This is a genomic window from Pedobacter sp. PLR, from assembly GCF_026239675.1.
In the GTDB taxonomy this organism is placed as follows: Bacteria; Bacteroidota; Bacteroidia; order Sphingobacteriales; family Sphingobacteriaceae; genus Pedobacter.
Genome location: NZ_JAPIVQ010000002.1, coordinates 233,774 through 251,975, shown reverse-complemented (window position 1 = coordinate 251,975; position 18,202 = coordinate 233,774). Strand labels below are relative to the sequence as shown.

General features: G+C 39.5%; 19 protein-coding genes. 1 reads left to right on the top strand and 18 read right to left on the bottom strand.

The annotated features are described in order from the left end of the window. The first annotated feature begins 2 nt into the window (after window positions 1-2). The gene (gene rfbC, locus OQX61_RS04675; protein WP_265840515.1) at window positions 3-557 is read left to right on the top strand and encodes a dTDP-4-dehydrorhamnose 3,5-epimerase; all 555 of its coding nucleotides are present in this window, start codon (window positions 3-5) and stop codon (window positions 555-557) included. A gap of 90 nt (window positions 558-647) precedes the next feature. Here the strand turns inward: rfbC and OQX61_RS04670 are convergent, their stop codons facing one another. The 18 genes from OQX61_RS04670 to OQX61_RS04585 form a co-directional block, all read right to left on the bottom strand. Beyond that, the gene (locus OQX61_RS04670) at window positions 648-1,490 is read right to left on the bottom strand and encodes an OmpA family protein (protein ID WP_265840955.1); all 843 of its coding nucleotides are present in this window, start codon (window positions 1,488-1,490) and stop codon (window positions 648-650) included. Between the two features lie 5 nt (window positions 1,491-1,495). Then, on the bottom strand, window positions 1,496-2,158 hold the full coding sequence (locus OQX61_RS04665) for a DUF2461 domain-containing protein (protein WP_265840514.1): 663 nt from the start codon (window positions 2,156-2,158) through the stop codon (window positions 1,496-1,498). Next, window positions 2,155-2,553 (bottom strand): DUF983 domain-containing protein, encoded by a 399-nt coding sequence (locus OQX61_RS04660; RefSeq protein WP_265840513.1) that lies wholly within the window; start codon window positions 2,551-2,553, stop codon window positions 2,155-2,157. The genes OQX61_RS04665 and OQX61_RS04660 overlap by 4 nt, the downstream gene beginning before the upstream one ends. A gap of 51 nt (window positions 2,554-2,604) precedes the next feature. After that, on the bottom strand, window positions 2,605-2,853 hold the full coding sequence (locus OQX61_RS04655) for a hypothetical protein (RefSeq protein ID WP_265840512.1): 249 nt from the start codon (window positions 2,851-2,853) through the stop codon (window positions 2,605-2,607). A 136-nt stretch (window positions 2,854-2,989) separates the two neighbouring features. Next, window positions 2,990-3,559, bottom strand: coding sequence for a DUF420 domain-containing protein (locus OQX61_RS04650; protein ID WP_265840511.1), 570 nt, complete (start codon window positions 3,557-3,559; stop codon window positions 2,990-2,992). 23 nt (window positions 3,560-3,582) lie between these two features. Further along, window positions 3,583-4,290 carry an SCO family protein gene (locus tag OQX61_RS04645; protein ID WP_265840510.1) on the bottom strand — a complete coding sequence of 236 codons (708 nt, stop codon included), beginning with the start codon at window positions 4,288-4,290 and terminating at the stop codon, window positions 3,583-3,585. After that, the gene (locus OQX61_RS04640) at window positions 4,290-4,640 is read right to left on the bottom strand and encodes a cytochrome C oxidase subunit IV family protein (protein WP_265840509.1); all 351 of its coding nucleotides are present in this window, start codon (window positions 4,638-4,640) and stop codon (window positions 4,290-4,292) included. The genes OQX61_RS04645 and OQX61_RS04640 overlap by 1 nt, the downstream gene beginning before the upstream one ends. A gap of 20 nt (window positions 4,641-4,660) precedes the next feature. Continuing rightward, window positions 4,661-5,368 carry a cytochrome c oxidase subunit 3 gene (locus tag OQX61_RS04635; RefSeq protein ID WP_265840508.1) on the bottom strand — a complete coding sequence of 236 codons (708 nt, stop codon included), beginning with the start codon at window positions 5,366-5,368 and terminating at the stop codon, window positions 4,661-4,663. A 30-nt stretch (window positions 5,369-5,398) separates the two neighbouring features. Next, window positions 5,399-5,989: a cytochrome c oxidase subunit 3 gene (locus OQX61_RS04630; RefSeq protein ID WP_265840507.1), complete on the bottom strand. Its 591-nt coding sequence runs from the start codon at window positions 5,987-5,989 to the stop codon at window positions 5,399-5,401. A gap of 10 nt (window positions 5,990-5,999) precedes the next feature. Beyond that, entirely contained in the window at window positions 6,000-6,878 is an 879-nt protein-coding gene (cyoE, locus tag OQX61_RS04625; RefSeq protein ID WP_265840506.1) for a heme o synthase, read from the bottom strand. A gap of 14 nt (window positions 6,879-6,892) precedes the next feature. Then, window positions 6,893-7,951 carry a COX15/CtaA family protein gene (locus tag OQX61_RS04620; protein ID WP_265840505.1) on the bottom strand — a complete coding sequence of 353 codons (1,059 nt, stop codon included), beginning with the start codon at window positions 7,949-7,951 and terminating at the stop codon, window positions 6,893-6,895. 92 nt (window positions 7,952-8,043) lie between these two features. Beyond that, window positions 8,044-9,924 carry a cbb3-type cytochrome c oxidase subunit I gene (locus OQX61_RS04615; RefSeq protein WP_265840504.1) on the bottom strand — a complete coding sequence of 627 codons (1,881 nt, stop codon included), beginning with the start codon at window positions 9,922-9,924 and terminating at the stop codon, window positions 8,044-8,046. A gap of 20 nt (window positions 9,925-9,944) precedes the next feature. After that, window positions 9,945-11,183 carry a cytochrome c oxidase subunit II gene (locus tag OQX61_RS04610; RefSeq protein WP_265840503.1) on the bottom strand — a complete coding sequence of 413 codons (1,239 nt, stop codon included), beginning with the start codon at window positions 11,181-11,183 and terminating at the stop codon, window positions 9,945-9,947. 68 nt (window positions 11,184-11,251) lie between these two features. Then, complete coding sequence (locus OQX61_RS04605) at window positions 11,252-12,466, bottom strand: quinol:cytochrome C oxidoreductase (protein ID WP_265840502.1); 1,215 nt, start codon at window positions 12,464-12,466, stop codon at window positions 11,252-11,254. Window positions 12,467-12,480: 14 nt separating this feature from the next. Then, window positions 12,481-13,068 (bottom strand): cytochrome c, encoded by a 588-nt coding sequence (locus OQX61_RS04600; protein ID WP_265840501.1) that lies wholly within the window; start codon window positions 13,066-13,068, stop codon window positions 12,481-12,483. Continuing rightward, window positions 13,061-13,597: a DUF3341 domain-containing protein gene (locus OQX61_RS04595; protein WP_062550601.1), complete on the bottom strand. Its 537-nt coding sequence runs from the start codon at window positions 13,595-13,597 to the stop codon at window positions 13,061-13,063. The genes OQX61_RS04600 and OQX61_RS04595 overlap by 8 nt, the downstream gene beginning before the upstream one ends. Window positions 13,598-13,599: 2 nt before the next feature. Further along, window positions 13,600-15,072 (bottom strand): NrfD/PsrC family molybdoenzyme membrane anchor subunit, encoded by a 1,473-nt coding sequence (gene nrfD / locus OQX61_RS04590; RefSeq protein WP_182960666.1) that lies wholly within the window; start codon window positions 15,070-15,072, stop codon window positions 13,600-13,602. A 23-nt stretch (window positions 15,073-15,095) separates the two neighbouring features. Next, window positions 15,096-18,170 carry a TAT-variant-translocated molybdopterin oxidoreductase gene (locus OQX61_RS04585; protein ID WP_265840500.1) on the bottom strand — a complete coding sequence of 1,025 codons (3,075 nt, stop codon included), beginning with the start codon at window positions 18,168-18,170 and terminating at the stop codon, window positions 15,096-15,098. Window positions 18,171-18,202: the final 32 nt, after the last annotated feature.

Sequence of the window (18,202 nt, the reverse complement as noted above, 5' to 3'; positions counted from 1 at the left end):
ATATGAATATTTTAGAAACCCCTATTGCTGATCTGCTGATCATAGAGCCTAAAGTCTGGAAAGACAACCGTGGCTATTTCTATGAAAGTTTCAATGCAAAAACCCTTTCAGAAGCAGGCGTTAATGTCAACTTCGTTCAGGACAATCAATCTTTCTCTCAGAAAGGCACTTTACGTGGATTACATGCCCAGAAAGCTCCTTTCGCACAGGGAAAACTGGTAAGAGTGATCCAGGGTAAGGTATTGGACGTTGCAGTAGACATCAGAAAAGACTCTGCTACTTACGGACAACACTTCACCATAGAACTCAGTGGAGAAAACCATAGACAACTTTGGGTACCACCAGGCTTTCTACACGGCTTCTTAACGCTGGAAGATCAGACAATTTTCACTTATAAAGTAAGTAACTACTACGATAAGGAATCAGAAATAGGTGTCATCTGGAATGATGCCGACTTAAATATCAACTGGAGCAAGGATATCCCGCTGGAAGATCTTTTACTTTCTGATAAAGACCTGGTACTGCCTGCTTTCAAAGATTTCAGCAGCCCTTTTTAAGAAAAGAACCCATTCCATAACAGAAATTCAACCAAATACAAAGGCCGTTAGGAGATCATCCTAACGGCCTTTGTATTTGATATATTTATATTATTGTTTAATCAGGTTGTACAACTCGTCCAGTTTTGGAGAAAGTACAATTTCTATTCTACGGTTTTTACTTCTTCCATCCGCACTGGTATTCAATGCCAATGGCTGAAATTCGCCCTTTCCAGTGGCAGTCATCCTTACACCCTCAACTTTAGCCACCTCAGTCAGGTACCTTACCACAGAGGTAGACCTCAGCACACTCAGGTCCCAGTTGTCTTTAATCTGGCCCAGGTTACTGATTTTTTGCGAATCAGTATGCCCTTCCACCGCAATATTAATCTCCGGTTGTTCTTTTAATACAGTCGCCAGTTGTGTTAAAGCCTGTTTTCCTTTTTCATCAATTACAATACTGCCGGAAGGAAACAATAACTTATCCATTAAAGACACATATACTTTTCCGTTCTTAATTTCTACTGTTAAGCCGCTTTTTGTAAAGCCCAGTAAAGCCTGTTGCAGCTTTTCTTTCAATTGATTGGTTGCCTCATCACGTTTACGCAAAATCTCTTCCACTTCTTTTAAACGTTGTTCGCGTTTTTTAAGGTCCTGAGATAGCTTATTAATCTCCGTAGAGCTGTTATCCTTTAATTTAGCATAACTATCATCAATTTCAGAATACTTCCCTCTCAGGTCATTTAATGAAGCACTAAGCCCTGTAGTATCTTTTTTCAATCTGCTGATCAAATCTTCCAGATATTCATTTTTCAATTGAGACTGATCTAAACCTGAACCCAGCGAATCTTGTTTTGCCAATAAGGCCTTATATTTCTGCGGTGATAAAACAACACAGGCACTGAATGCACAGGCAAACAGTCCAACAAATAAAAATAAAGCAATTCTTCTCATCATAATTATTGCGCTACGGCATTTCTCAAAAATAATATAAACGGATACACACTTTCAAAGGCTGTTTTCAATTGATCAACGATCCCTGCTTGTAAAAACGCTTTATCCGGTAAAGGACAAATCGCAACAAAGCTTTTCAACTTCAGAAATTCTATCTGAGGGTGATCCATTTCATATCCCTTAGGTGCATTTTTCAAGGTATCCTCTCTGCTCAACTTAAACGTACTTTCAAAACTTTTAGCATGAATCAGCTCCAAAAATTCTGAACCATTGTAATCAATCTCTTCCCTGATTTTTTTAAGCACCGGAGCTTCGGGCATCCAGAAACCTGCAGCTATAAAGCATTCGCCAGGTTGAAGGTGGAGGTAATATCCAGGACCATGGATACCAGTACCTTTGATATTAAAGGAAATTCCGAAGTTGTTTTTATAGGGATCTTTATTTTTACTGAACCTGACGTCCCTGTAAATACGCAGCAAACATTTCTTTGCAGGGGTATCTATAGAAAAATCGGGGTCTATTCCTGCGAGCACAGGGATCAACTGATCTACAAAGGCCAATACATCCTCCTTTGCAGTTTCATATCTTGCTTTGTTCTCAGCAAACCATTCCCGGTTGTTATTTCGGGCTACATCGGTGATAAAGGCGAATGTCTCAGGTTTAATCATAGTTTATCGTATGCTGGTTTGTATTTAATTTTAGGAGATAGAAAATGTAATAACATCACGCGGGAATAGCGATAGTTAAAAGGTGCCAAAACTAAACATCCCGTAAAGATCACAGTAATGTACATCCAGAAAGATTCATATTCCAGCCAACCGCCTGACAATATATAGGCGGCAACCCCCAGACTGATCATTTCAGCACAATTCATCGCATAACTCACATACATCGCTGCATAAAAATATCCGGGCTCAATCTCAAACCGGAAACCGCAATGGCTGCAATTGGTATTGGTACGTTGAATGTTTAAACCATACATACTGCCAGTGAAAATATCGCCTCTGCGACATTGTGGACATTTACCATGTACAACTGCATACAATTTTGACGTTTTCTTCATAGAGATCAGTAAATCGCAACAGGCGATGAGCGGGAATGGAGTTCAAAAATATTAAGCGACTTCTTCAGTGTTTTTCTTACGGAATTTAACATACCAAAGGATACCCATTCCGGTAATTAACAAATAAGGAATAGATAAAAGGTAAAGGATTCCAGAATTCAGGCCATTTCCCTGTGTATTCCCATTTTTCACACTCTGCTCCGCACTAACAGTACACATGGCACATTGTGCATTTGCAGCAGGGACATTGGAGATCAACATCGTGAGCATAAAAAGGAAGATAAAAACTATCTTTTTCATCCTGCAAATATAGAGAAAGAACGCTAAGAATAAGGCTATTGCTATTGTAAAAAATAAAACATAAAAAAGGTTGGTGAATTTGAATCCACCAACCTAAGTACGTTATTTGCTTAATTACGAAGTCTAAACAGTCTGCCTAGAAATTGTAATAAGGAGAGATCATCAGATAGACAATTACCCCGGTTACTGCTACATATAACCACACTGGATAAGACCAGCGAACAATCTTCTTATGAAGTTCCACCTGCATCGTTAATCCCCTGTAAAAACTCACCAGGATTAATGGTAATACCACCACTGCAAGGATAATATGCGTGGCTAAAATGAAAAAATAGATGTACCTGGTACTTCCAACTGCTGCAAGTTCTGCCGCAGATAAAATACCATTATGGTCGATATCCCCAAACTTTGTATCCTTCTCATACAAATGAAAGAGGATATAAAAAACCAGGAATATGGCCGACAAAAGAAAGGTCGTGATATTCGTAATTTTATGCGCTTTAATGTTTCCCTTTTTAATGAAGATCAAAGACACGATCAGTAAAACTGAACAGGTAGCATTGATCCCACCAATGATATGAGGCAACAGATAAATGAAAGCAGGTTTATTACCTGGAGGTGGAACCAATTTCAGGGCAATCACCACAGTTAATACAACTGCAGTCACGATCCAAACTAATCTTAGGAAAAACTTATCATTATTCATCTTACTCTGGTATTTTGAAAGGCTTACCTTCCGTCTTTATTGTTTCTTAATTCTTCTGTGATCAATACTTTGATCTCATCATTCAGCTGAGAGAGTGCTTCCTGACTACTCGCTGGATAATAACCACGGATACGTCGCTGAGGATCCAGCAAGACAAACATATTGCTATACACAAATTTTGCTGCTCCCTTTTCTACTTCCTGATGCGCATCGATAAACAGCCCTTTATTCACCAAACTGTAAATCGTCGTACTATCACCAGTCAACAAATCCCATTTTCCAGGCTTTGCACCAAGTGTCTGCGCATATTTGGCCAGTACCTCCGGGGTATCCCGTGTAGGATCAATGCTTAAACCAACAAAGTTAACGGTCTTATTGTGATCGTAGGTGGTTTCGAAAGCCTTCATTGCCTTATTGGCAAAACTCACAGCTCCCGCATTTCCGGTGGTATAGAATAAATTCAGAACCAGGATTTTCCCTTCGTAGTTTTTCCAGCTGATACTATCCGCATTTTGATTAACCAGCTTAAAGTCCGGAACAAGATGATAGATCGTGTCAGGAATTTTTTTACCCTTCACAGAATGAAAGGTAGCTGCTACCGCTTTGGGGCCAAATACAGGAAGTGGTTTATACCTGTTCTTCCCTTTTTCCTGTAGTAAATAATACAAAAATCCTGGTACCGCTAAAATGGTGACCAGGATTAATATTTTTTTTATTTGTGAACTACTCATTAAACAAGGGGCATATGAAGATGCAGATATCCGCCTTCAATTAGCATTAATGTTATAAAATAGAATATAAAAATAAACGATACGGTTAATGCTAATTGTAGCCCCAGTTTCTCATACTTTAAGTGCATGAAATAAGCAACAATATAAAATGCTTTCAATAATGTAAGCGCGATGTAAAGGAAGTTACCTACACCATGGCTCATGTAACCATGTGGCAATACCCAAAGGGCGATAAAGAATTCGATTACTGTGATCAGTAAAAGAATACCGAATACCTGCCATATTTTTTTCTTGGTTAAACCTTCGTGTTCTCCGTGTCCGTGCTCTGTGCTAGGTGCGTGATCTGACATAATATATTTTTATTGAATGATTAAACTAAATAGAAGAATGTAAATACAAATACCCATACCAAATCAACGAAGTGCCAGTATAAACCAACTTTCTCCACCATCAGGTAATGTCCGCGTTTTTCGAACGTACCATTAATGGTCATAACCAGGATAATGATATTGATAAGTACTCCCGTAAATACGTGGAAACCGTGGAATCCTGTAATTGTGAAGAATAGATTTGAAAACTGTAAAGCAGATACGGTTGAAACCTCTCCGTTAAACAAGTGGTGAAGTGTTTCCATCGGAGGAATTTTACCCCAACCAAATCCTTCATGGAATAAGTGTGTCCACTCTAAAGCCTGACAGCCTAAGAACATGAAACCACCAATGATCGTAGCGACCATCCACCAGATTACTTCTTTCTTAGCACGTCTGTGACCAGCTTCCACAGCCAATACCATGGTTACCGAACTCATGATCAGAATAAAAGTCATAATACCCACGAACACCAATGGTGCACCGGTATCAACAATACCAGGAATGGATTGGAAAACCAAATCCGGATCTGGCCAGGTTAACTTAGTGAAACGTTGTGCTCCATAATAAACCAATAATGACGAGAATGTGAATGCATCAGATAGCAAGAAAAACCACATCATTAATTTACCGTACTCTACCGACCACGGCGAGCGACCTCCGCTCCAAGGAGTAGTTTTTACCTGATCTAATTGTGATAATGAATTCATTTTATAAATTGTAATAGTTTGTTAACAAATCTAACTGTTCAAAAGTAAAAAAACATACAGATATATCCATAATATATCTATAAAATGCCAAAATATAGAGGCAATTTCCATTCTATATTTTGCTCTTGGTAGTGATATCCCACCGTAAGCACCGAATATACAATTCAATATGAAACAAAGTCCACCAAAAATGTGCAATAAGTGAAATCCAGAAACGATATAAATTAAAGATATCGCAGCGTTATTGTTCACTAATGTTGCGCCTGTTTGATACAAAGTGCTCCATGCATCTACCTGAAGATAGGCAAAAACCAGTGCCAATGCCATCGTTCCCCAAAGAAGAATTTTCTCAGAGCCAATATTCCCGGCTTTCAGTGCCTTGGCGGCAAGAAACAGACAGATGCTGCTACCGACTAGAATCAATGTGCTGTACATAAAGGCGTCTGGAAGTACCAATCCGTGACCTTTACCTTTTGATGCTGCAAATACGATGTAGAAACTCGTAAAGCCCCCAAACATGATCGTTGAAGACACTACAAACAACCAAAGAATAAACTTCTTAGGCTTTGAGTTAACAACCTCGTCATATTTTACATCCTGCTCTTTTAACGTATGTACCATATTTAAATTATTAAGCTATAAAATCAAACAATAAAACCAACTGAACGATGGGCAGATAAAAGAAAGAACAGAACATCACCTTTCTCGCACTTACCAGATCCATATTTATCCACATTTTAAACGCCAGCGCTGCAAAAACCAGCCCGCCGAGGATAGATACTCCTGCAATATAATAACCACCAAAACCATAAAACGTAGGCATTAAACTTACCGGAATCAGAATCAGTGTACTTAAAAACGTAATAAAAGCACTGGTTTTGTCCCTCTTCGTAGTAGGTAGCAATCTAAAACCTGCTTTTTTATAGTCATCATCCAATACCCAGGCAATAGCCCAGAAATGTGGAAACTGCCATACAAACTGGATTAAAAATAAGATCACTGCAATCTGATCAATTTTACCATGTGCAGCTACATATCCTATTAGCGGAGGCAAAGCACCAGGAATAGCACCTACAAAAACCGCAATTGGACTCTTCCTTTTCAAAGGAGTATAGGCAAAAGCATATAAGAAAATAGAAAAAACGGATAGAAAACCGGTTACAATGTTCAGGTAGTTACCCAATAACCAGGTACCTACTAATCCCATCACTAAACCAGAAACCAATCCTTGTCCTGTAGTCATATGACCAGCAGGCATCGGACGATCTTTGGTACGGGTCATTAGTTTATCCAGGTCCACTTCAATCACTTCATTAAAGCAATTGGCAGCAGAGGTAACCAGAAAACCACCCACGATCAGGATCAACCAATTTGTCCAGTTAATATCCGGAGTAATGCCGTCGACCGGCACTTTAGAGCCTATTAAAAAAGTAACTGATGCGGAAAATACAACCAGAAAAGTTAGTCTGAATTTAATGAGCTTAGAAAAATCTGCTAAAAACTGTTTCAATTTATATAAAATTATTATTGATGGTAAGTATCTGTTCTATACACCAGCAAATACAGATAATACTGTAAGGTGAACAATGCAGTAGAAAACAGAATGTGTAATGCCTGCGCGTATGGCGGCAGCGCAAAGTTAGACAATAATAAGCCGGTAACAATCTGGATAATTAAAACTATGGCAATTCCATTACCAACTAATAGTGCCCTGGCTTTACCATTAAACTTATCTTTTACAATTTTATAAATCACGACATTAAGAATCAAAACGAGAATGGCCACATCCCTGTGATAAGAGAACACATCCCCTACTTTACTAACCCAACTGCCACGATCATTGTACATCATGTTCTTTGAAATCGCATCTATCGCTTCCCTTACCTCTGTTCCCAATACCACCTGAATGGTACTTAAGGCTACAGAAACTAAAGTCAAAACCTTCAACCAAAAAATATTGGACATGATCACTACCGTTTGCTCCTGTAACTGTCTGGCATAATTGTAAGTGTAAACTAAAATTGCAAGGATGACCAATGCCAGCAGCATATGTACGGTAACGATCCAGGGCATTAAATTAGTAGAAACTACAATTGAACCTAACCAGGCCTGAAATCCAACGATAATCACGTTAAGAATGCTCAATACCAGAATTCTTGTCGCCGTTTTACGATAAGCAAAAGAATAAACCAGCAAGCCTACGAGGAAGAAACCCGTGAATGCCCCCATTAAACGGTTCAGATACTCCGTCCATGTTTTAGCCACATTAAAAGTTTCAGGTTGTAAAATAGACGTATCATGACGGATACTATCCGCAAGATGTGCCTTTCCCATCTTTTCTAATGTTTTAGCAAAACGTTCGTTTTTGGCGACACGCTCAGCAACATATTTGTCTTTATAATTGGCAGGTAACTGTGATAAATGGGTTGGAGGGATATACTGGTCAAAACATTTTGGCCAATCCGGACAACCCATGCCAGAACCTGTACTTCGTACGATTCCTCCTGCAAGAATCAACAGTAGGGTTACGACAATGGTGAGAAGGTTAAGCCTGATAAATCTCTTTTCAGCTCTGGAAACCATGGTTGGTGTTGGATTAAAAAAAATGGGGCATCTGTTGTAAGTATTTACCTACTGCAGATACCCCATTGTGTATTTTGAATACGATGTATGATCTATTGTTCTGGTGCTACAGGATTTTTAGCTTCCCATTCTCTCTGGATACGTTCAGCTTCTGTATTACCTTCAAAATCGTGAGGCATGTTAGAAGTCATAGTCTGAGAGAAAGGAACCGTCTGAGGAATGAAATCCACATCAGAACCTGGCTTGCTATAATCATATGGCCAACGGTATACTGTTGGAATTTCTCCAGGCCAGTTACCATGGATATGCTCTACTGGTGTAGTCCACTCTAAAGTATTAGCTTCCCATGGATTTTGAGGTGCTTTCTTTCCTTTAAAGATTGAGTAGAAGAAGTTCCATAAGAAAGCTACTTGTGCCAATGCACCGATAATGGCTGCCCAGGTAACGAATACGTTCACTGTTAACCATTTTTGCATGAACTCAAATTCAGTAAATGCATAGTAACGACGAGGTACACCATCTAAACCTAAGAAGTGAAGCGGGAAGAATACTAAGTAAGCAGAGATGAATGTTAACCAGAAGTGAAGGTAACCTAATTTGCTGCTCATCATTCTACCGAACATTTTAGGATACCAGTGGTACACACCTGCAAGCATACCAAAGATCGCAGCAGAACCCATTACTAAGTGGAAGTGGGCAACAACGAAATAAGTATCATGTAAGTTAATGTCCAAAGAAGCATTACCTAAGAAAATACCGGTTAAACCACCAGAGATAAAGAAAGATACCAAACCAATAGCAAATAACATTGCCGGAGTGAATCTGATATTACCTCTCCATAAAGTAGCCAGGTAGTTGAAAGTTTTTACTGCTGAAGGAACCGCAATAATCAAGGTCGTGATCATAAATACCCCACCTAATAACGGGTTCATACCCGTCACAAACATGTGGTGACCCCAAACGATGAATGATAATACCGTGATACCGATCAATGAATAAATCATCGCATGGTAACCGAAAATTGGTTTTCTTGAGTTTACTGAAATAACCTCTGATGAGATACCTAAAGCTGGCATGATTACAATGTAAACCTCAGGGTGACCTAAGAACCAGAATAAGTGTTGCCAAAGGATCGGGGAACCACCTTCATTAGGTAATACCTGAGTACCCATAACAATATCAGAAAGGTAGAAACTTGTACCAAAACTACGGTCAAAGATTAAAAGTACCACACCTGCCACTAATACAGGGAAGGAAAGTACACCTAAGATCGCTGTTAAAAAGAATGCCCAGATGGTCAATGGCATTTTCCAAAGATCCATACCTTTAGTACGCATGTTTAATACGGTACTCACATAGTTGATACCACCCATAAGAGAAGAAGCAACAAACATGATCATACTGATCAACCATAAAGTCATACCTAAAGCAGAACCTTTAATCGCTGTTGGTAAAGCTGATAGCGGAGGATAAATTGTCCATCCCGCACTTGCCGGACCAGTTTGGATAAAGAATGAACTCATCATGATTACACAAGCTCCAAAGAAGAACCAGTAAGACAACATGTTCAGGAATGGCGAGGCCATATCCCTTGCCCCTATCTGAAGAGGAATCAATAAATTACTAAATGTACCACTCAGGCCGGCCGTCAATACAAAGAATACCATGATGGTACCATGTATCGTTACCAATGCCAGATAGAAATCCGGTTTAATACGTCCGCCTTCAGCCCATGAACCAAGGAATGTTTCCAGGATCGGGAAGCTTTTCTCTGGCCATGCCAGTTGCAAACGAAACAGGATAGATAAACCCATCGCAATAACAGCCATAATAATACCTGTTATCAGGAACTGCTTAGCGATCATTTTGTGATCCTGACTAAAGACATACTTCGTTAAGAAGGTCTCTTTGTGATGCCCATGATCATCATGGCTATCGTGGTTATGTGTATCGTGTAATGATATAGTTGACATAATGTGCTATTCCAGTATTATTATTTTTTTAAAGCTAATTGATTTGTTTTAACTGCAGAAGTGTCTTTTGCTACGCTGTCTGCGGGTGCAACTGCAGCTGGTGCTGCTGCTACTGGCAGGTTAAACTCTTTTCTCAAATCGTCTGTCAAATAAGTTCCCTGTTTTTTAACCCATGCCTCATATTCAGCTTGCGAAACCACTCTAACTTCTTTCTGCATTTTGTAGTGACCTTCACCACAAATTTTAGCACATAAGAATAAGTAAGCAAATTTAGGATCGTTAGTTTTCGCCTTCATCTCTTCAGTAGTGATGGTTGGTGTAAACTCGAAGTAAGAAGTCATACCTGGTACTGTATTCAATTGAATTCTGAAGTGAGGCATGTAGAAACTGTGCAATACATCCTTACTGGTCAAAATTAAACGAACCGGTTTGTTTACAGGAATCACCATCTCATCAGCAGTCTGATCATCTAAAGTGTTTTTGTCTTTAAAATCAATACCTAATGCGTTAATAGAGTTGATCAACTTGTAGTTTTTAAGTCCGACAATACCATCAGCTCCCGGATAACGGATCGCCCATGCAAACTGAGATGAAGTAATCTCAATGTTGATAGGCTTGTTGTTAGGATCTTCAATTTTGTAGAAAATCGATCTCCAGGTTAAGAAACCCATCAAAACCAACACGGTTAATACCAATGCAGGAACGATTGTCCAGATACGCTCTAAAGCGTTGTTATGTGGATAGTAGTATGCTTTCCTTTTTCCTGTGCTTCTGTAGATATAAGCAAAAACGAATAGGATGATGTGCGTAGCAATAAATACGATAGTCGTAATGATCAGGGTGATGTTAAACATCTGATCAATTTTCTTACCGTGCTCTGAAGCTGCTTCAGGAAGGATCATCTTTCCATGAACCGTATATTCCCAATAAACACCGTATAGACCTACTATAAGGAACAAGGCAAACAGAACTCCGTTTACCGTATTCCAGTTGATACCTTTCGGTTGATCCTGAGCCTCACGGGTCAATTCATATACCTTTAAAGCTTTTCCAATGATTGCTACAAATAAGCAAACCAGCAGAAATGCCATGGTATAAAATATAACCGTTTTATAAACCGGACCCATATCAATAGGTTTGGCTACGGTCTCAGCGGCAGCGCCGGCAGCTTGTGCAAATGCGCTTGTGCTTGCAAAAACAGTAAGAATCACTGCTAGTGCCGCTATTGTTTTGTTACTTATAAATTTTCTTAAACTCATTTCCTTAAAAGTAGTAACGCTGTACTTCTATTATACTATTATTTTATATACTCTATTAAGATCACCTATTACAAGTGATGATTCAAACTTTCCTGTAAGAACGGGTGGTTCTTAGGGATTAAAGGCTGCTTACTCAGTGCTCTTAAAACGGTAAAGGTAAACAATCCTACAAAACCTATAGCAGTTCCAATCTCAATAATACCAAAAGCATGGTGTTCTTCAACAGTTCCAGGCATAATCATTTGGTAATAATCAACCCAGTGTCCACACAATACGATGATACAAACCACAAGCATGATGTTTTCTTGTCTCTTATTGTCTCTGTCCATTAATAATAAAACAGGGGCTAAGAAGTTTAATACCAGGTTAAGGTAGAACCAGAATTGGTAGTGATCAAATCTTTTGTAGAAGTAAACAGTCTCTTCCGGAATGTTTGCATAGTAGATCAACATAAATTGAGCGAACCATACATAAGTCCAGAAAATAGAGAATCCGAAGATAAACTGACCTAAGTTGTGTAAGTGACTATTGTTAACCCAGCTCATGTAACCTGATTTTTTCAACAGGATGATGATGATCGCCATAGTCGCTAAACTACTTACCCACATTGCTGCGAAGTTATACCAACCGAACATCGTAGAGAACCAGTGTGCCTCAAGAGACATGATGGTATCAAAAGCAAAGATTGGCGTAGTAAAACCGTAGATTACTAAAAATATACAAGAGTATTTAAAGCTTTTTCTGTAAGAATTTAAACCACCTTCTAAATCTTCATTCGTAGATAACTTAGCAAGAAGTACTGCAAAAATACAGTAAACGCCTAAGAAGATCACCTGACGTGCCATAAAGAAAGGCACATTAAGGAATGCTGATTTACCAGCAATTAGTTTATCATAATGAGGACTGCCCGGATCAGTTAAGCCCGGAGCATTCCAGTGATGATATAAGTTGTGTGTGTACAAACCGGCTGCCATTACTGCGATCAAAATAACAACCGCAATCGGCAAGGTTTTAGCCATCGCCTGTGGTACACGTAATATAGAAGCAGACCAACCAGCCTGTGCTACAAATTGAACAGCAAGAAAGAATGCACCTGACATGCAAACACATGCGAAGTAGTAAGCCATCAGTAACAGGTTTGCATAAGTACGCTCATGAAGCGCCTCTGCTGAAAAGCCATATCCTATCGCTAATACCCCTATGGCGATAGCGATAAAACTTAAGGTCTTAGCTTTACCTGTAAACTCAAACTGCTCAGTTAAATTATAATTGTGAGTTCCCATTTATTTGTGCTTTTCTATTGTATTTTTTGTAATTGTTGAACATACATCACTACTTTCCATCTTTCATCAGGAGATAGTTGAGAGGCATGTGAACCCATGTTATTTAAACCATACTCAATAGTATGATAAATTTTTCCTGCGGAAAGGTCTTTCATCAAACCACCACGTGATGAAGCTGCATCACCATGGTAAGAAGGAATACCACTAATCTTTTCGATTTTAACCAGGTGACCTTGTCCGTCTCCTTTTTCACCATGACATGGCGAGCAGAATACAGTGAACAAATGCTTTCCTGCAATTAGATTTTGCTCTGTTTCAGGAAGCGGATTTACCAGGTTAGCACCAGCAGCTTCATATCCATCTTTAGTATTAGGAAAATCGTCGTACTTGTTAAACCCTACTGGTGTAGTATTGGCAGGCGGCGTTTGTGCCGTTGATCCGTTCTTAAAGTTTTTGTTTGGCTGATCTGGATTATAGGCAATCGGATCATACATGTTCCTTGCATATTCTAAACCAGTACTCTGTGGATCTTTACAGGCTGAAAAGACAACAGCACTGGCAAGAATACAAAATGAGGCTAAAACTACTTTATTCTTATTCATAGCTGATATACTTCCTTTCATTGTGCTTAATTTCTAAAGCACCTGCATCTTTTAATAAACCATCAATTTTATTATGATCGGTATTTTCTTTAGCATCTACAGCGATAATGAATCTATCATCTGTAGCTCTTAAGTCCATTACTCTAGGTGCTCTTCCAGGGAACAAATGCGTTGAAGCATAGTAAGCGCCCACTAAACTGAATGCACAGAATAAAACCGTTACTTCAAACATAATCGGAATAAAATCCGGAAGTGCTAAAGCAGGTTTACCACCAATATTATGTTTCCAATCTACCACCGAGGTTAAGTAGATTAATGCGAATGCAGAAATGGTTCCGGCTACCCCGCAAAAGAATGCAAGGATATCCAACCTGGATCTTTTGATCCCTAATTTAGCTTCGATGCCGTGAATAGGCATTGGTGTATAAACATCATGTATTTTAATGTTATTTGCCTGTAACTGGTCGATGCCGTGCATCATTTCGTCAGGATCACCAAAACTGCCTAAAATATATTTGATATTACTCATTGTTATATTTTTGCGTATTCTTCTTGTTTAACACTATCAAATTTCTCTAAAGACTCTACGTATTCTTTCACGTGTTCTTTGTCCAGATGACCTTCTTTAATTTGTTCCATTTTAGATTGCTCACTTGCACTCTTCAGTAACAGTTTCACCTCTGCAATTGCAATAGAAGGTAACACTCTTAAGAATAAAAGGAACAAGGTAAAGAACACTCCGATTGAGCCTACAAAGACACCCACATCTACCCATGTAGGATAGAACATCGCCCAACTTGAAGGGATATAATCGCGATGTAATGAAGTCACAATAATTACGAAACGTTCGAACCACATACCAATGTTTACAACGATAGATAAAATCCAGGTTGCTGCAATGCTGGTACGGATTTTTTTGAACCAAAGCAACTGAGGAGAGATTACGTTACACGTCATCATCATCCAGTATGCCCACCAGTATGGACCGGTTGAACGGTTAATGAAAGCGTATTGCTCGTATTCTGAACCTGAGTACCAGGCAATGAAAAACTCAGTGATATAAGCCACACCTACGATAGATCCTGTTAGAATGATAATCTTATTCATCGATTCAATGTGGAACATCGTGATATAGTTCTCAAGACCCAATACTTTACGTGCAACAAGTAATAATGTTAACACCATTGCAAATCCTGAGAAGATCGCCCCTGCTACGAAGTATGGAGGGAAGATCGTGGTATGCCATCCCGGAATTACCGAGGTCGCAAAGTCCATAGATACAATCGTGTGAACCGAAAGTACCAGTGGCGTAGAGATACCTGCTAAGATGATACATACCGCCTCAAAACGTTGCCATGTTTTTACGTTACCAGACCATCCGAAAGAAAGGATAGAATAGATTCTACGTCTCGTTCCTATTGCACGGTCACGGATAGTCGCGATATCAGGTAGTAAACCTGTATACCAGAACAATAGTGATACCGAGAAGTAAGTAGAGATGGCAAACATATCCCAAACCAGCGGAGAGTTAAAGTTTACCCATAATGACCCGAATTGATTCGGTAGTGGAAGTACCCAGTAAGCCAGCCATGGTCTACCCATGTGGGATACTACATACGTCGCGGCGCAGATAACGGCGAAGATGGTCATCGCCTCTGCAGAACGGTTAATGGAATTCCTCCAGTTCTGTCGGAAGAGTAGTAGTACCGCAGAGATCAGTGTTCCTGCGTGACCGATACCTACCCACCAAACGAATCCGGTGATGTCCCATGCCCATCCAACTGTTTTGTTTAATCCCCATGCACCGATCCCAAACCAGAAGGTATATCCAACGGATACCAACCATAGTGTGGCACCACATAGTGCGAGTATAAATCCTATCCACCATGCCCTGTTAGGCTTATTCTCAACTGGCATTAAGATATCATTCGTAATCTTTGCATACGTGATATCATTGCCGGTGATTAATGGCTCTCTTAATATTGATTCCTTATGTCCTGACATAATTTATTTTCTTTAATATCAGCTTACGCTTGTACTGTTGTATCTGTGTTTCTAATTTTTGTCATATAACCTATACCCGGTTGTACGTTGATCTCTTCCAATACATAGTAAATACGCTCACTACGTAATGCTTTAGATACTTCCGACTCAGGATCATTGGCATCGCCAAAGATGATCGCATTTGCCGAACACGCTTGCTGACATGCCATTTTGATATCACCGTCTTTTAATGGACGTTTTTCCATCTTAGCAGTTAATTTACCAGCCTGGATACGTTGGATACACATAGAACATTTCTCCATAACACCTCTTGAACGGGCAGTTACATCAGGGTTAAGTACCAACTGAGTAAATTCATTGTTCAGATAGTTGTCGAAACGAGAATCATTCCAGTAGTTAAACCAGTTGAAACGACGCACTTTATACGGACAGTTGTTCGCACAGTAACGTGTACCTACGCAACGGTTATAAGCCATGTGGTTTAAGCCGTCTGAAGAGTGAACCGTTGCCAATACCGGACAAACCGTCTCACATGGAGCGTGGTCACAGTGCTGACAAAGCATTGGCTGGTGAACTACAGATACGTTATCAAGGTTATCTAAATGAGCAATTTCTTTCTCTTTAGTTACTGCATTGATACCAGTACCATGATCGCCATGTGCTGCATCTGCATGTGCATCTGCCTCAACATTAAAGCTGTAATAACGGTCGATACGGATCCAGTGCATTTCTCTGCGCTTACGAACCTCATCTTTACCTACAACAGGAATGTTATTTTCTACGTTACAAGCAACAATACAAGAACCACAACCTGTACAAGCATTCAAATCGATTGCCATAACCCAGTTGTTACCTGGTTTCTCATATTCAGGCCATAAATCGTAAGTTTTATGTTTTGCATGGTCATTACCTGAACCTGCAGCCGGATTCTTTTTGTATTCTGTGAAAGTAGCTTCACGAATGATGTTTCTTCCTTCGAAAGAGTGGTGCGTTTGTGTTTGCGCCAATTCTTCTCTACGACCAGTTCCTGTCAATTGAACAGTAGTAGCGTATTTAGAAGTACCATTGCTGAAACTTACAAAAGGATAAGCATTTTTACCTACGTTATTTCCAGCTTTACCAGTCATCGTTCTACCAAATCCTAAAGCGATAGAAGCAGTTCCCTGTGCTTGTCCCGGTTGAATCAACACAGGTAAGTCAACAGTATAACCGTTTGCTGCTTTTACAGATACGATATCGAATTCTTTGTAACCTAATTTCTCAGCGAATTTAGGCGCAATAGCAATATAATTGTCCCAGGTTACTTTCGAAACCGGATCAGGCAATTCTAATAAGAAAGCGTTGTTACCATGTCTACCATCACGCATTGCTGCACTTTCGTAAACCTGTAACTCGATGTCTTTTGCTAATGATTTGCTGTTATTTAAAATGGTAGGAATTACTGCTGCTAATGACAAGTTGAAGTTATAAGCTCCTGCTGGCTTAGCTGCTGCAATAAATACACCGGTTTGTAATACTTCTTTCCAGGTTTTACCGAATAAAGGAAGGATATTTTTCTCCCAGTTATTACGTACATACTGGAAGTAATCTTTAACCGCGTTATCAGACCAGATCAATAAACTCTCTTCTGCCTGACGGGTATTGAATACCGGATTAATTGTTGGTTGGATGATAGAGTAGTTACCTTCGTAAGCACTTGCATCACCCCATGACTCTAAATAGTTATGGTTAACTGCAATTACATCACATAAGCTCGAAGTCTCATCTTTACGATCAGAGAACGAAACTTTTAAAGCAACTTTAGCCAATGCATCAGCAAAAGCTTTAGTATTTGCTACATCATAACCAGGATTAGCATTTAAGATGAATACCGCAGCAACTTCTCCCCTGTTCATTTCATTGATAAACTCAGCAAATTCTGCATCATTACCTGCGTAACGTTTACATGGATTGTCTAAGTCGATCGTTGTACCATAACTACCAATTGCAGAGTTGATCGCATTTACCAGAATCTGAGTAGATACGTCATTTGAACCTGAAACTACTAATGCTTTTCCTTTGTTTTGCAACAACTCTTTAGCCACCAGCTTAATTGCTTTATCAGCAGTTACGTTGTTTGGTAAAGCAGCACCAGCTAAGTTATTACCGGTAATTGTATTATATAAGGTAATTAATGCAGGTCCCTCTTCTGAAAGTTTAACCGGAACACGCGTATCAGCGTTAGTACCAGTTACACTCATACCAGCTTCGAACTGGAAGTGACGTGACATTTTACCAGCCTTTAAAGACTTGTGATTTCTGTTCGCAACATACTGGGAAGTGAATTCTTCACCGCTGATCCAGGTAGATAAAAAGTCTGCACCGAAACTTACGATCAGGTCAGCCTTATCAAATCTATATTGTGGAACTACTGCTTTACCGAAGCTATTTTCATTTGCTTTGATAATACCAGTATAAGATACTGCATCGTATTGAACGTGCTTAGTATTAGGGTAAGCAGTAGTAAAGTCAGCGATAACTGCTTTAGTAGAAGGACTGTTTACTGAAGAAGAAACCAAACGGATTTTCTTTCCTGATGCCTGTGCCTTGTTTAACTCGCCTTTAACAAACTCATCAATCTTAGCCCATGCTACTTTTTCATCGTCCTTTAAAACAGGACCATGTAATTTAGAAACATCATACAGGTCTAAAACAGAAGCTTGCGCCTGTGCATCCGTACCTGTACTGAATACTCCTGAATTAGGATTTGCGTCAATCTTAATTGGACGTCCCTCTCTGGTTTTCACCAACACACTCTGTCCATTGAAACTTGATACATAGTAGTTCGGGATACCCGGAACTACTTCTTCAGGTCTGATGACATAAGGAATTGATTTATGAACCGGAGCAGTCTGACAAGCTGCAAGCGTTACCGCTCCAAGGCCGAAACCTAATGCTTTCAAAAAGTCCCGGCGCGGGGTTACCGTACTTAACCCTGCTTCATTTAAAACATCTTCTATTGGAAGGGGCTCAGCAAATTCGTTTTTGTTGTTTTCAACAAAATCGGGAGTGTTTTTATACTCCTCTAAGCCTTTCCAGTATTTTTTATTGCTTTCCATTTAAGCTATATTACTGTTTATCGAACGTTCTT

What these genes read in the sequence shown, in the direction of transcription:
- OQX61_RS04645 (WP_265840510.1), bottom strand. Translation starts at nt 4,290, where the DNA reads ATGAGTAGTTCACAAATAAAAAAAATATTAATCCTGGTCACCATTTTA.
- OQX61_RS04650 (WP_265840511.1), bottom strand. Translation starts at nt 3,559, where the DNA reads ATGAATAATGATAAGTTTTTCCTAAGATTAGTTTGGATCGTGACTGCA.
- OQX61_RS04620 (WP_265840505.1), bottom strand. Translation starts at nt 7,951, where the DNA reads ATGGTTTCCAGAGCTGAAAAGAGATTTATCAGGCTTAACCTTCTCACC.
- OQX61_RS04595 (WP_062550601.1), bottom strand. Translation starts at nt 13,597, where the DNA reads ATGAGTAATATCAAATATATTTTAGGCAGTTTTGGTGATCCTGACGAA.
- OQX61_RS04665 (WP_265840514.1), bottom strand. Translation starts at nt 2,158, where the DNA reads ATGATTAAACCTGAGACATTCGCCTTTATCACCGATGTAGCCCGAAAT.
- rfbC (WP_265840515.1), top strand. Translation starts at nt 3, where the DNA reads ATGAATATTTTAGAAACCCCTATTGCTGATCTGCTGATCATAGAGCCT.
- OQX61_RS04635 (WP_265840508.1), bottom strand. Translation starts at nt 5,368, where the DNA reads ATGAATTCATTATCACAATTAGATCAGGTAAAAACTACTCCTTGGAGC.
- OQX61_RS04585 (WP_265840500.1), bottom strand. Translation starts at nt 18,170, where the DNA reads ATGGAAAGCAATAAAAAATACTGGAAAGGCTTAGAGGAGTATAAAAAC.
- OQX61_RS04600 (WP_265840501.1), bottom strand. Translation starts at nt 13,068, where the DNA reads ATGAATAAGAATAAAGTAGTTTTAGCCTCATTTTGTATTCTTGCCAGT.
- OQX61_RS04660 (WP_265840513.1), bottom strand. Translation starts at nt 2,553, where the DNA reads ATGAAGAAAACGTCAAAATTGTATGCAGTTGTACATGGTAAATGTCCA.
- OQX61_RS04610 (WP_265840503.1), bottom strand. Translation starts at nt 11,183, where the DNA reads ATGAGTTTAAGAAAATTTATAAGTAACAAAACAATAGCGGCACTAGCA.
- OQX61_RS04630 (WP_265840507.1), bottom strand. Translation starts at nt 5,989, where the DNA reads ATGGTACATACGTTAAAAGAGCAGGATGTAAAATATGACGAGGTTGTT.
- nrfD (WP_182960666.1), bottom strand. Translation starts at nt 15,072, where the DNA reads ATGTCAGGACATAAGGAATCAATATTAAGAGAGCCATTAATCACCGGC.
- OQX61_RS04655 (WP_265840512.1), bottom strand. Translation starts at nt 2,853, where the DNA reads ATGAAAAAGATAGTTTTTATCTTCCTTTTTATGCTCACGATGTTGATC.
- OQX61_RS04640 (WP_265840509.1), bottom strand. Translation starts at nt 4,640, where the DNA reads ATGTCAGATCACGCACCTAGCACAGAGCACGGACACGGAGAACACGAA.
- OQX61_RS04615 (WP_265840504.1), bottom strand. Translation starts at nt 9,924, where the DNA reads ATGTCAACTATATCATTACACGATACACATAACCACGATAGCCATGAT.
- OQX61_RS04605 (WP_265840502.1), bottom strand. Translation starts at nt 12,466, where the DNA reads ATGGGAACTCACAATTATAATTTAACTGAGCAGTTTGAGTTTACAGGT.
- OQX61_RS04670 (WP_265840955.1), bottom strand. Translation starts at nt 1,490, where the DNA reads ATGAGAAGAATTGCTTTATTTTTATTTGTTGGACTGTTTGCCTGTGCA.